General features: G+C 38.6%; 11 protein-coding genes and 1 pseudogene. 7 read left to right on the plus strand and 5 right to left on the minus strand.

Annotation, left to right across the window (positions count from 1 at the left end; translation table 11 throughout):
• The coding region (locus EAL49_RS00005) for a DUF874 family protein (RefSeq protein WP_120828435.1) at positions 1-610 on the minus strand (610 nt) is incomplete at its 3' end.
• Between the two features lie 103 nt (positions 611-713).
• Positions 714-3152 (minus strand): pyruvate, water dikinase, encoded by a 2439-nt coding sequence (ppsA, locus tag EAL49_RS00010; RefSeq protein ID WP_120828025.1) that lies wholly within the window; start codon positions 3150-3152, stop codon positions 714-716.
• Positions 3153-3527: 375 nt separating this feature from the next.
• On the opposite strand from ppsA, the gene thrS reads away from it, so the two are divergent.
• The 6 genes from thrS (at position 3528) to EAL49_RS00045 (ending at position 8437) form a co-directional block, all read left to right on the plus strand.
• Positions 3528-5366, plus strand: a complete 1839-nt coding sequence (gene thrS / locus EAL49_RS00020) for a threonine--tRNA ligase (RefSeq protein WP_120828027.1) — start codon at positions 3528-3530, stop codon at positions 5364-5366.
• A complete protein-coding gene (infC, locus tag EAL49_RS00025; protein ID WP_042630308.1) occupies positions 5363-5974 on the plus strand; it encodes a translation initiation factor IF-3 in 612 nt (203 codons plus the stop codon). Before thrS ends, infC begins: the two co-directional genes overlap by 4 nt.
• A complete protein-coding gene (gene rpmI / locus EAL49_RS00030) occupies positions 5955-6149 on the plus strand; it encodes a 50S ribosomal protein L35 (RefSeq protein ID WP_001125543.1) in 195 nt (64 codons plus the stop codon). Before infC ends, rpmI begins: the two co-directional genes overlap by 20 nt.
• A 95-nt stretch (positions 6150-6244) precedes the next feature.
• Positions 6245-6595, plus strand: a complete 351-nt coding sequence (rplT, locus tag EAL49_RS00035) for a 50S ribosomal protein L20 (RefSeq protein ID WP_001264175.1) — start codon at positions 6245-6247, stop codon at positions 6593-6595.
• 203 nt (positions 6596-6798) lie between these two features.
• Positions 6799-7659, plus strand: a complete 861-nt coding sequence (locus EAL49_RS00040) for an outer membrane protein (RefSeq protein ID WP_000750179.1) — start codon at positions 6799-6801, stop codon at positions 7657-7659.
• A 346-nt stretch (positions 7660-8005) separates the two neighbouring features.
• Complete coding sequence (locus EAL49_RS00045) at positions 8006-8437, plus strand: DUF1104 domain-containing protein (protein WP_078215224.1); 432 nt, start codon at positions 8006-8008, stop codon at positions 8435-8437.
• 300 nt (positions 8438-8737) lie between these two features.
• Here EAL49_RS00045 and EAL49_RS08530 read toward each other — a convergent pair.
• Positions 8738-8933 (minus strand): annotated as a pseudogene (locus EAL49_RS08530) (hypothetical protein).
• On the opposite strand from EAL49_RS08530, the gene EAL49_RS00055 reads away from it, so the two are divergent.
• Positions 8857-9717, plus strand: a complete 861-nt coding sequence (locus EAL49_RS00055; protein ID WP_120828029.1) for a hypothetical protein — start codon at positions 8857-8859, stop codon at positions 9715-9717. The pseudogene EAL49_RS08530 and the gene EAL49_RS00055 overlap by 77 nt on opposite strands.
• 636 nt (positions 9718-10353) lie before the next feature.
• Here EAL49_RS00055 and EAL49_RS00060 read toward each other — a convergent pair.
• Positions 10354-11721, minus strand: a complete 1368-nt coding sequence (locus EAL49_RS00060; protein ID WP_120828032.1) for an L-serine ammonia-lyase — start codon at positions 11719-11721, stop codon at positions 10354-10356.
• Positions 11721-12962: a serine/threonine transporter gene (locus EAL49_RS00065; protein ID WP_120828034.1), complete on the minus strand. Its 1242-nt coding sequence runs from the start codon at positions 12960-12962 to the stop codon at positions 11721-11723. The genes EAL49_RS00060 and EAL49_RS00065 overlap by 1 nt, the downstream gene beginning before the upstream one ends.
• Positions 12963-13124 lie beyond the last annotated feature (162 nt).

The raw sequence follows: 13124 nt of genomic DNA on the forward strand, positions 1-13124 counted from the left end.
TTTTAATAAAAAATTGATTATGTTTTTCTTTGCAATTTTGTTCTGCTTTGTTAACCAAATCTTTCTGTGTATTGTTTGTCTTTTGTTTTTCTTGTTCTGTCTTTTGTTTTTCTTGTTCTGTCTTTTGTTTTTCTTGTTCTGTCTTTTGCTCTTCTTGTTCTAGTTCTATCCCACTCTTGTTCGCTCTATCCCTAGCGTTTTCAGCTTCCTTTTTTTCTTGTTCTAACTCTATCTGTTTATCAATATCACCAACGCTACAAGCGGCTAATAATAAACTTGTCGCTATTGTTAATCCTGAATATTTCCACCAATTGATTTGATTCTCTTTTTCAGCTTGTTTGGATTTATCTTGGACTTTATCGTCTAATTCTTTTGCTTTCTTGCATGCAACATGGGTCAATACTACTAATGCCGCCTTGCTTTTCTTGGGGTGTTTTTTTACAAGTTCTCTAACTCTCTTCATAATCTTTGTAAAAATCCCACCAATTGATCTGATCGTATTTGTAATGGCACTCACTTGTTTAAAATGAGTCTCTTTATTTGCCTTTGTGTTAGCTGTCTCTGCGTTTTTGCCAACTTTATTTGTTTTTCCTGTTTTTACTGATTTTATTACCAACCTTTTTTCAAAAAACAATCCCACCCATCAAATCTCTAAATTATATCATGGAAACTAATACGAAAAACCCACTCAAGTTAGATCAACCCCTTTATTATCAATGTGCAGTTAAGCCATGGTCTTTCAACTCTTTTTCTAACTTGGCTACAGCGTTCCAAGTGGGGATCACGCTATCAGGGTTTAAAGAAATGGAAGTGATGCCCTCTTTGACTAAAAACTCTGTCACTTCAGGGTAATCGCTTGGGGCTTGCCCGCAAATCCCGCAATATTTGTTGTGCCTTTTACAAGCTTCAATCGCTTTTTTAAACATTCTTAGCATCGCTTCATTCCTTTCATCAAAGACATGGCTGACTAATTCGCTGTCTCTATCCACGCCTAAAGTGAGCTGGGTTAAATCATTAGAGCCAATAGAAAAGCCATCAAACAAGCTTAAGAAATCATCAGCCAAAATGACATTCACCGGTAATTCGCACATGATATAAATTTCAAGCCCGTTTTTACCGGATTCTAAATTGTTTTTTCTTAAGATTTCTAGGACTTTTTTACCCTCTTCAATGGTTCGTAAAAAGGGGATCATTACTTTCATGTTCGTTAAGCCCATTTCTTCTCTCACTAACGCTAAAGCTTCACACTCCCACGAAAACGCTTCATTATAGCTCTCTGAATAATACCGACTAGCTCCCCTATAGCCAAGCATGGGGTTTTCTTCATTGGGCTCATAGCTAGAGCCGCCAAGCATGCGCATGTATTCGTTGGATTTGAAATCGCTCGTTCTTACAATGACAGGTTTAGGGTAAAACGCTGCGCTGATCATGCCAATGCCTTCAGCGATTTTTTTCACAAAAAAATCTTTAGGGTTAGCATAGCCTGCCATAAGGTTTTCAATTTCATTTTTTTCTTTCACGCTTTTTTTGTGGTGCAAATCCACTAAGGCTAAAGGGTGGGCTTTGATTTGATTTAAAATAATCATTTCCATTCTAGCCAGCCCTACGCCGTGATTAGGGAGCTGAGAAAAGCCAAAGGCTTTTTCAGGGTTTCCAATGTTAATGTAAATTTTTGTTTGCGTTTCTTGCATGTTAGAAAGCTCCACCCTTTCAATTTCATGCTCATAAATACCCGCATACACATAGCCCTCTTCGCCCTCAGCGCAAGAAACCGTGATTTCCATGCCGGTATAAAGGCTATCAGTCGCCCCGCTCACCCCAACAATGGCTGGCACGCCAATTTCTCTAGCCACAATAGCAGCATGGCAAGTGCGCCCCCCACGATTGGTGATAACCGCACTCGCTTTTTTCATGCAAGGCTCCCAATCTGGGTCGGTGTTATCCGTAACTAAAATTTCGCCCTCTTTAAAAGAATTCATGTGCTCCAAATCGTTGATGATGCGCACTTTCCCTGAGCCGATTTTACTCCCAATCGCTCTGCCTTGTAAGATAATTTCTTTTTTTTCGTTAGGGTTTTTGAATTTGAATTTTTCAAAGACTTGACTTTCTTCTTTAGTTTTTTGGCTTTGAACGGTTTCTGGGCGCGCTTGAACGATAAAGATTTCCCCGCTCTCGCCATCTTTAGCCCATTCTATATCCATAGGGCGGTATTGTTTGGCTTCTTTAGAGTAATGTTTTTCAATTTCAATGGCGTATTTGGCTAAAATCAGCACGTCTTCATCGCTCAATGAAAAGGATTGCCATTCTTTTTTGGTGGTTTTAATGTTTCTGGTGGGGTGTTCGCTACCCCTTGGGGCATAGACCATTTTTTGCGTTTTATTGCCGAGCTGGCGTTTGATAATGGGGCGTTTGTTTTGCTCTAAAGTGGGCTTAAACACATAAAATTCATCAGGGTTTATCGTGCCACCCACCACATTTTCGCCTAACCCCCACGCTGAAGTGATAAACACCGCGTCTTTAAAACCGGTTTCGGTGTCAATAGAAAACATCACGCCCGCACTGCCTTTATCCGCTCGCACCATTTTTTGCACCCCCACACTCAAGGCGACTTTTAAATGATCAAACCCACGACTCGCTCTATAGCTAATCGCTCTATCGGTAAAAAGCGACGCCAAACAGGATTTGATATAGTGGATCAATTCTGTTTTACCCTTAATGTTTAAATAAGTGTCTTGCTGCCCGGCAAAAGAAGCGTCCGGCAAATCTTCTGCAGTAGCGGAGCTCCTTACAGCCACATCGGCTTCTTTCATGTGGTATTGCTGGCTTAAAATTTCATAAGCTTGAAAAATCTCATCTCTTAAATCGCTAGGAAAAGGCGTGCCAAAAATAAGCTCTCTGATTTGTTTGGAGCGGATTTTTAACACATCAATTTCTGTGGCATCAACATTTTCTAAAAGCTCTATGATTTTTTGTTTAGCCCCCCCTTGCTCTAAAAGATACCAATACGCTTCGCTTGTAATAGCAAAGCCATCAGGCACTTTAATACCAATAGGCACTAATTCTTGAAACATTTCACCAATGCTAGCGTTCTTGCCCCCAACCAGATTCACATTCTTATTGTTCAACTCTTTGAAAAACTTGATATATCGCACAAAACTCCCTTAAAATGATCATTAAGTCTCTTAAAACATAAAATATAATAATGATAGCATGATAGAGCTTTAGTTTTAGCCAGTTTGTATTCTAATCTTTGTTAATAAGGGGTGTATTCTTTTTGGTTTATGATTTTATTGTATAATGGGCGGTTAGTTAGGTATTTTTGAATAGAAAGGGTGGTTTTGTATAGGCGGTTATTGTTGAATTTGTTTTGTATGGTATTTTTACAAGCGTGTTTAAAGCCTATGAGCGACCCTAAAGCTGAGAAAGTGGATTCGCAAGTGCAATGCGGGTTTGGCTCAAAAGATTGCTAAAAGCATTGAAAAAATATTGAAAAAGTATTCAAAGAAAGGAAACATAAGTTTTAAAGAATGAGTGCGGAACTGATTGCTGTTTATAAAGACAAGCAAATAATAGATTTAGAGAGCGCAAAAGTCTTAGGGCTGAGCGATGGGATCAAAGCGTTTAAAGGGAGCGAGCCGATATATTTTGGTGATTCGCCTTTGGCTTTAGAGGTGATTAGGCATTCATGCGCGCATTTGCTTGCGCAAAGCTTGAAAGCCCTTTATCCGGACGCGAAATTTTTTGTAGGCCCTGTGGTAGAAGAGGGGTTTTATTACGATTTTAAGACTTCTTCAAAAATCAGCGAAGAGGATTTGCCTAAAATTGAAGCGAAAATGAAAGAATTTGCGAAGTCAAAGCTCGCTATCACTAAAGAGGTTTTAACCAGAGAGCAAGCTTTGGAGCGTTTTAAGGGCGATGAATTAAAGCATGCGGTGATGAGTAAAATCAGCGGCGATATATTTGGCGTGTACCAACAAGGCGATTTTGAAGATTTGTGTAAGGGGCCGCATCTCCCAAACACCCGTTTTTTAAACCATTTCAAGCTCACTAAATTGGCCGGGGCTTATTTGGGTGGCGATGAAAACAATGAAATGCTCATTAGAATCTATGGCATTGCTTTTGCCACCAAAGAGGGCTTAAAAGACTATCTTTTCCAAATAGAAGAAGCGAAAAAACGAGATCACAGAAAGCTAGGCGTGGAGCTAGGGCTTTTTAGTTTTGATGATGAGGTAGGGGCAGGCTTGCCTTTATGGCTGCCTAAAGGGGCAAGACTCAGAAAGCGCATTGAAGATTTATTGAGTAAAGCGTTACTTTTAAGAGGCTATGAGCCGGTTAAAGGCCCTGAGATTTTAAAGAGCGATGTGTGGAAAATCAGCGGGCATTATGACAACTATAAAGAAAACATGTATTTCACCACGATTGATGAGCAAGAATACGGCATAAAGCCTATGAACTGCGTGGGGCATATTAAAGTCTATCAAAGCGCTTTGCACAGCTACAGAGATTTGCCCTTAAGGTTTTATGAATACGGCGTGGTGCATCGGCATGAAAAAAGCGGCGTGCTGCATGGGCTTTTAAGGGTGAGGGAATTTACCCAAGATGATGCGCATATTTTTTGCTCTTTTGAACAGATCCAAAGTGAAGTGAGCGCGATTTTAGATTTTACGCATAAAATCATGCAAGCGTTTGATTTTAGTTATGAAATGGAATTATCCACAAGGCCGGCTAAATCCATAGGCGATGATAAAGTTTGGGAAAAGGCCACTAACGCTTTAAAAGAAGCCCTAAAAGAACACCGCATTGATTATAAGATTGATGAAGGGGGAGGGGCTTTCTATGGGCCTAAGATTGACATTAAAATCACTGACGCTTTAAAGCGTAAATGGCAGTGTGGCACGATTCAAGTGGATATGAATTTGCCTGAACGCTTCAAACTCGCTTTCACTAATGAGCGTAATCACGCTGAACAGCCGGTGATGATCCACAGAGCGATTTTAGGCTCGTTTGAAAGGTTTATTGCGATTTTGAGCGAACATTTTGGGGGGAATTTCCCTTTCTTTGTCGCGCCCACTCAAATCGCTCTCATTCCTATTAATGAAGAGCATCATGTTTTTGCTTTGAAATTAAAAGAGGAATTAAAAAAGCACGATATTTTTGTAGAAGTGTTGGATAAAAACGACAGCTTGAATAAAAAAGTGCGATTAGCCGAAAAGCAAAAAATCCCTATGATTTTAGTGTTAGGGAATGAAGAGGTGGAGAGCGAAATTTTATCCATTAGAGACAGAGAAAAACAAGCTCAATATAAAATGCCCTTAAAGGAGTTTTTAAACATGGTTGAATCTAAGATGCAAGAGGTTAGTTTTTGAGTAGAAACGAAGTGTTGTTAAACGGAGACATTAATTTTAAAGAAGTGCGTTGCGTGGGTGATAATGGCGAAGTGTATGGGATCATTTCTTCTAAAGAAGCGCTCAATATCGCTCAAAATTTAGGTTTGGATTTGGTTTTGATTTCAGCGAGCGCGAAACCTCCCGTGTGTAAGGTGATGGATTATAATAAATTCCGCTACCAAAATGAAAAGAAAATCAAGGAAGCCAAGAAAAAGCAAAAGCAAATTGAAATCAAAGAGATCAAGCTTTCCACTCAAATCGCGCAAAACGATATTAACTATAAAGTCAAGCATGCGAGGGAATTTATTGAAGCCAATAAACATGTCAAATTCAAAGTGGTCTTAAAGGGTAGGGAGAGTCAAAATTCAAAAGCCGGGCTTGATGTGCTTTTGAGAGTCCAAACGATGATGCAAGATTTAGCCAACCCTGAAAAAGAGCCAAAAACCGAGGGGCGTTTTGTTTCATGGATGTTTGTGCCTAAGGCTAAAGAAACCCCCAAAAACGAAAAGAAAACCAAAGAAAATAACCCGCCTTTTAATCGTATTAACCTTATGAAAGGAGAAAATCATGCCAAAAATGAAGACTAATCGCGGCGCGTCTAAGCGTTTCAAAGTTAAAAAAAACTTGATTAAGCGTGGCAGCGCTTTTAAAAGCCATATTTTGACTAAAAAAAGCCCTAAGCGTAAAGCCAATCTAAACGCGCCAAAACATGTGCATCACACTAACGCGTATTCTGTCATGTCGTTGCTTTGCAGGGCTTAGGAATGCTCATTAGAAAGTGGAGTTAATCCCCTTATTTAAGGGAAAGTCGTTTGAAAAAACGCACCTAAAAATATTTTAAAAAGAAAGGTAAAGAAATGAGAGTTAAAACAGGCGTTGTGCGCAGAAGACGCCATAAAAAAGTCTTAAAACTCGCTAGAGGGTTTTATAGTGGCAGAAGAAAGCATTTTAGAAAGGCTAAAGAACAGCTTGAAAGGAGCATGTATTACGCCTTTAGGGATCGCAAACAAAAGAAAAGAGAGTTCAGGAGTTTGTGGGTGGTAAGGATTAATGCGGCTTGCAGAATGCACAATACAAGTTATTCACGCTTCATGCATGCCTTAAAAGTGGCTAACATTGAATTAGATCGCAAGGTTTTAGCAGACATGGCGATGAATGACATGCAAGCCTTTAAGAGCGTGTTAGAGAGCGTGAAAGAGCATCTTTGATCTCTATTGGCTGTTAGGTTTTAGTTTTAGCCTAAAAAAGGTGAGAGGATTTAGGAATTTTTACTAAAAAGTTCCTAAAATTGATTTTTGTTTCAATTTATTCTCATTCAATCGCTATATTTAATCAAAAAGAAAGCAATTTTATAGTAGAATGTAGCATTTAGTTAGAACTCAAGTAGAGAAAATGTAGAAGGAAGGAATACATGAAGAAATCTGTTATAGTAGGTGCTATCTCTCTAGCAATGACAAGCTTGTTGTCAGCAGAGACCCCTAAGCAAGAAAAAGCTATTAAGACTAGCCCTACCAAAAAAGGTGAAAGAAATGCTGCTTTTATAGGGATTGATTACCAGTTGGGTATGCTCAGCACTACCGCTCAAAATTGTTCCCATGGGAATTGTAATGGTAATCAAAGTGGGGCTTATGGCTCTAATACGCCTAACATGCCCACAGCGTCAAACCCCACAGGAGGGCTTACCCATGGCGCTCTAGGGACTCGTGGGTATAAAGGCTTAAGCAACCAACAATACGCTATCAATGGTTTTGGTTTTGTTGTGGGGTATAAGCATTTTTTTAAGAAAGCCCCACAATTTGGAATGCGTTATTACGGATTCTTTGATTTTGCAAGCTCTTATTATAAGTATTACACTTATAACGATTATGGCATGAGAGACGCTCGTAAGGGTTCTCAAAGTTTCATGTTTGGCTATGGGGCTGGCACAGATGTGTTGTTTAACCCAGCTATTTTCAATCGTGAGAACTTGCATTTTGGGTTTTTTCTTGGCGTTGCGATCGGCGGTACCTCTTGGGGTCCAACAAACTATTATTTTAAGGACTTAGCTGAAGAATATAGAGGGAGTTTCCACCCATCAAATTTCCAGGTCTTAGTTAATGGCGGGATCCGCTTGGGCACTAAACACCAAGGTTTTGAAATTGGCTTGAAAATCCAAACCATTCGCAACAATTATTATACCGCTAGTGCGGATAATGTTCCTGAAGGGGTTACTTATAAATTCACCTTTCACCGCCCCTATGCCTTTTATTGGCGTTACATTGTAAGCTTTTAAGGTGTTTTAGGGTTAATCTTATGGGGGCATAGAAAAGGGCTTTTGCTCTTTGTGGCCTTTTATGACTTTCTTGTATCAAAGCCGTTGTTTAATCAATACGACCACTCAGCAAAAATGAAATCGTAATCCTTACAAGCAATTGAACTCACAACAACCGCACACAAACAAGTCTTTGAAAAATCAAAAATGAGTTCATTATTTTTAAAAATAAGGGATATAAGTTAGCTGTTTTAATGGAGTGCTGATCATAAAATCTAAAAATCAATTAGCTATTAAAACGCTATAAGTTATCTTTAATCAACCAGATGATAGAATTTATTCTTTATTTTTGAATTGGGAGCATTTGATGAAAAAATTAGCGGTTTCTTTATTATTTACAGGGACTTTTTTGGGGCTTTTTTTGAATGCGAGTGATTTTAAGAGCATGGATAATAAGCAACTATTAGAGCAAGCAGGGAAAGTCGCTCCTAGCGAAGTCCCGGAGTTTCGCGCGGAAGTCAATAAGCGATTAGCAGCGATGAAAGAAGAAGAGCGTAAAAATTATAAAGCGGATTTTAAGAAAGCGATGGATAAGAATTTAGCTTCTTTAAGCCAAGAAGATCGCAACAAGCGTAAAAAAGAAATCCTTGAAGTGATTGCTAACAAAAAGAAAACAATGACCATGAAAGAATATCGTGAAGAAGGGCTAGATTTGCATGATTGTGCATGCGAAGGTCCTTTTCATGACCATGAAAAAAAGGGAAAAAAAGGAAAAAAACCAAGCCATCATAAGCATTAGCACTTAGGGTGTGCTGACTTTTTTTGATTTTTGTAAAACCACGCCATAAGCCCCTAGCTTTTGGCTAGGGGGATGTAAGGCGTTTTTTTTTGTTATAATTCTGTCATAGGGTTTGGGCATTGACTCTTAAAATAGAGGCTATCTACTTAGTGGGTGGGCTTTGTTGCTCTCAAATCCTTTAGCTGTAAAGAGTGTCTCAAATTTTTAGGGTTAAAGTTTTTGGAGTGTTTGTATTTTTTGGATATTTATAGTATCATACCCAATAACAAAGACCCTTTGAAAGTCTGTATTTTAAGATGGCTAAAACAGCTTGAATTCTAGGTGGTTTTTTATCAATAGAAGAAGATTTCAAAAGAGATAGCTTTTATGAATAACGGTATCTATTTTTGTTGCAGTTATATATTAATTAGGAGTTTGGTGTGAAACGGATTTTATTTTTTTTAGCGGCTACGACTTTTTTGTTGAGAGCAGAAACGGATTCTGCCACTATTAACACTACAGTTGATCCCAATGTTATGTTTTCTGAAAGCTCCACAGGGAATGTGAAAAAAGACCGCAAGAGGGTTTTAAAGAGTATGGTTAATTTGGAAAAAGAGCGCGTGAAGAATTTTAACCAGTATTCTGAAACCAAGATGAGTAAGGGCGACTTATCCGCTTTTGGAGCTTTCTTTAAGGGGAGTTTGGAAAGCTGTGTGGAGCAAAAGGTCTGTTATTATGAGCATAAAGATGGTAAGGTTTCTTTTGTGGTGAATGACAGAGAAAAGTTTTATAAACATGTGCTTAAAGACTTAGGGACAGAGCTTTCACTCCCTTTGTTTAACTGGCTTTACAAAGGCTCGGATTTTGGGGCTTTGCATGAGCAGTTTGGGGATATGTATGATGGGTATATCAAATATTTGATTAGCATGGTTAGGGTGAGTCAAAAAGAAAAGGCTAGAAAACTGGATGCAGCCACTTTTAAGAGAATGGAAGAGCAAGCTGAGAAAGACACTAAGGCAGCGTTTCAAAAGAGGAGCAGTGGGGAGCTTGAAAGCCATACTGATAGCCCTGAATTTATAAGCTCTTCTAAGAGAACACAGAACGCTTCTAATTCAGATCTAGATCCTACGACTAACGCTAACGCGCTCAAAGAAACAGCTTCAAAAGAGCCAGAAATTTCTTCCAAAAAAGAGAAAAAGTCTAAGAAAAAACGCCGCCTTTCAAAGAAAGAAAGGCAACAACAAGCCTTGCAACAAGAGTTTGAAAAACAAATTAGCGACTCTAGTAAGTCTGAAAAATAGTAAAATAGCCCTAGTTTACTTTTTTGGCTAGGGGGCTTTAAATAAGTTTCTTAAGCACCCCTTTTCTAGGCTTTATGGCTCTCTATCGCTAAGCTCTCTTATATTAGGACTATCTTTTTAAAAACCACCGCTTTTTTAAAATCTTTAGAATTTAAGCTTTTTGGCTTTTTTTGTGGTAAGCTTAAGGTTTTGTTACGCAAAAATCTTTGAAATATGGCGATTGATAGAGTTAAACATAAGACATTCCAAAGCATTTTATAAAGCCTATAAAAATTTTTAATGGAGTATCGGTAATCAAATTGATGCCTTTGAGTGTTTTTTATAATCAAAATAAAAAAGCTAAGCTAGTGATAGTTTCTCATAACGCACTCTTAGGGAGTTAGGGGGATTTTTAAAAAAAGGGGGTTAGGGGAATGACTTCAAAATATCCCTATCCTCTTATGAGTTTAAATAAACTTAATGAGTTTTATTATTAAATGGAATTTAAAAACGATGAAACAAAGTTTTAAAACCCTATTTTTTAAAATTTTTTAAGAATATCAAAGCGGATAAGGCTTATTGATATTTGATAAAAACAAACCTTTTCACTTTCTTTAGAAACCTAAAGCCCCATAAAGCTTAAAATTACCTTAACCCTTAGCATTCTAGCGTTTTGGCTAATCCCCCTAACGAAGTCTCTTTGTATTTTTCATTCATGTCTTTCCCAGTCGCATACATCGTAGCGATCACTTCATCCAGGCTCACTTTAGGCTTGTATGCATCTTCTAGGGCCAATTTAGAAGCGCTGATTGCTTTAATCGCCCCTAAAACATTGCGTTCAATGCAAGGGATTTGCACCAAGCCTCCCACAGGATCGCATGTCAATCCCAAATGGTGTTCCATAGCGATTTCACTAGCCATTAAAACCTGTTTCATCGTGGCTTGATACAAATAGGCTAACCCCCCTGCAGCCATAGAGCTTGCCACGCCAATTTCAGCCTGACACCCCGCTTCTGCGCCACTCAAGGAAGCGTTTTTCTTATAAAGATAGCCAATCGCTGCACTAGTGAGCAAAAAATCATTGATAGATTTTTGCGATAAATTTTCAAACAAATGGTCTTTAGCGTATAAAAGCACGCTTGGCACCACTGCGCACGCCCCGTTAGTAGGGGCGGTTACCACCTTACCCCCACTAGCGTTTTCTTCAGCAATGGCGCGAGCGTAAAGCGAAATGTAATCAATCAAAGCTAAGGGGTCATTCCCCTTTTTAGGGTGTTTTTCTAAGCGCGTTTTAATGCTTGGGGCCAATCGTGTTACTTTCAAAAAACCAGGAAGGTATACTTCTTTAGAGTTAGCCCCATTATGATAGCACTCAAGCATCGCATGATAAATTTTAGCCATCGTTGCATCAGGGCAGTTTTTCAGGGCATTTTCTCTCAAACGCACGATTTCAGCAATGGTTTTTTGGTGTTTTTGGCATAATTCTAGCAATTCTTTAGCGCTTGAAAAATCATAAGCGACGCTTTCGTTTTCATTCTCTTTGGCCAAGTTGTCTAATTCTTTTTCAGTATAGACAAACCCTCCGCCAACAGAATAATAGGTTTCTTCTTTTAAAACCTCATTTTTAGCGTTAAAAGCTTTTAAAATGAGAGCGTTTTGGTGTCTGGCTAAAGGTTTGTTGTCAAAAATCAAATCTTTAGAATAATCAAAAGGGATATGATGCTGGTTAGCGAGCTTTAAGATCTTGTTTTCAAATACTTCATGCAACAAGGCTTTTTTGGTTGCTAGATCCAACTCGTTAGCGTAAATACCATGCAAGCCAATCAAAACCGCCTCATCGCTCAAATGCCCCTTACCGGTCAAGGCTAATGAGCCATGCAAGGTGATTTGAATGCGCTTAACTTGCTCTAAAACACCTTTTAACAACCCGCAAAACCTCGCCCCCGCTTCCATAGGCCCTATAGTGTGTGAAGAGCTAGGCCCCACGCCGATTTTAAAAATGGATAAAATAGAAAAACTAGCCATTAGAACAACCCTAAAAACACGCTCAAAGCCGTTAAGCTCCCAAAAACAAACACAAAAACATCCACTTTGAAATTTCTAAAACGCTTCAAACTAGAAACGCTATAAAAAGCTACCATAGGCATCACAAAAAGAATGAGCGCGATAATGGGGCCACCTAAATTTTCAATAAAATCTAGGATATTAGGGTTAATATAAGCTACAAGCGTGATAGTCAGCCATAAAAAGATCGTTACGCTCACGCTCAAGGTTTTAGAAGCTTTTTTCAATTTTAAGCTTTGGATAATAATGCCTTCTAAACCCTCTTTAGCCCCATAATAATGCCCAAAAAAAGATGAAAAAATCGCTAAAAAAGCCACCACAGGCCCTGCATAATTGATTAAGGGGTTGTTTAAAGTGTTAGCGAAATAGCTTAAAATGGGGATATTTTGTTCCCTTGCTTTCATGAAATCATCAGCGTTCAAGCACATGACGCAAGAAAACACAAAAAACATCACAAACCCTAAAAGCATGAGCGATGTCCCTAATTCAATTTGATTGAGTTTATACTCTTTGAAAGTGCCGTATTCTTTTTCCACATTTTGAGTGAAAGTGGAAATAATGGGGCTATGGTTGAATGAAAACACAAGCACCGGTAAGGTTAGCCAAATGGCCAACACAAATTCTTTAAAACTCGGCATGATAAAAAGGTTATTAACTTGCCAATAGGGGATAAGATACACAGAAAAAAGCAATAAAATCAAACATAAAGGATACACCAAGGCGTTGCAAATGCGCGTTACAATCATGGCGTTAAAAACCATTACCAACATCATTAAAGAAACTAAAATGACAGCCAATAATCCCCGATGAAAAGGCGCTAAATGCAATTGATTGGTAAAAAAATGATCAAACACATTCGTGATGCCCACCCCATAAGCCAAGCAAATAGGATAAATTGCAAAGAAATAAAGCAAAGTGATAAGAAAGCCCCATTGAGCGCCAAAATGCGAGCGAACGACCATGGTAATGTCTTCTTTATCTTTAGATCCTATAAAATAAGCTAAAGCTCTATGCCCTAGATAAGTCAAAGGGAAAATGATCGCGCTCATCACCACAATAGCCCATATCCCATGCCCACCGGCTCTAATAGGCAAAAATAAAATCCCAGCCCCCACCGCCGTGCCAAATAAGGACGCCATCCAGCGCAAATCAAACAAATTGAGTTTTTTAGGATCTTTTGGAACCGCTTTTTTTTGTGTCATGCTATTAAACCGCCCTTTTATATTTTTGAAGAGTTCGTTTATTGTATCATAAAGCCCTTTTATGATTAGGATTTTTGAGATCAAAGGGTAATTTGAATGCGTGTTTATCCTCTAAAGTCTATAATTCAATCCATGCCTTTCAAGCTATAATAGCAAGCAAAA

The sequence above is a fragment of the Helicobacter pylori genome, assembly GCF_003637665.1.
In the GTDB taxonomy this organism is placed as follows: domain Bacteria; phylum Campylobacterota; class Campylobacteria; order Campylobacterales; family Helicobacteraceae; genus Helicobacter; species Helicobacter pylori_CK.

Coding starts and splice junctions, on each gene's coding strand:
- EAL49_RS00060 (WP_120828032.1), bottom strand. CDS start 11,721: ATGGCTAGTTTTTCTATTTTATCCATTTTTAAAATCGGCGTGGGGCCT.
- EAL49_RS00065 (WP_120828034.1), bottom strand. CDS start 12,962: ATGACACAAAAAAAAGCGGTTCCAAAAGATCCTAAAAAACTCAATTTG.
- thrS (WP_120828027.1), top strand. CDS start 3,528: ATGAGTGCGGAACTGATTGCTGTTTATAAAGACAAGCAAATAATAGAT.
- rplT (WP_001264175.1), top strand. CDS start 6,245: ATGAGAGTTAAAACAGGCGTTGTGCGCAGAAGACGCCATAAAAAAGTC.
- EAL49_RS00045 (WP_078215224.1), top strand. CDS start 8,006: ATGAAAAAATTAGCGGTTTCTTTATTATTTACAGGGACTTTTTTGGGG.
- EAL49_RS00040 (WP_000750179.1), top strand. CDS start 6,799: ATGAAGAAATCTGTTATAGTAGGTGCTATCTCTCTAGCAATGACAAGC.
- rpmI (WP_001125543.1), top strand. CDS start 5,955: ATGCCAAAAATGAAGACTAATCGCGGCGCGTCTAAGCGTTTCAAAGTT.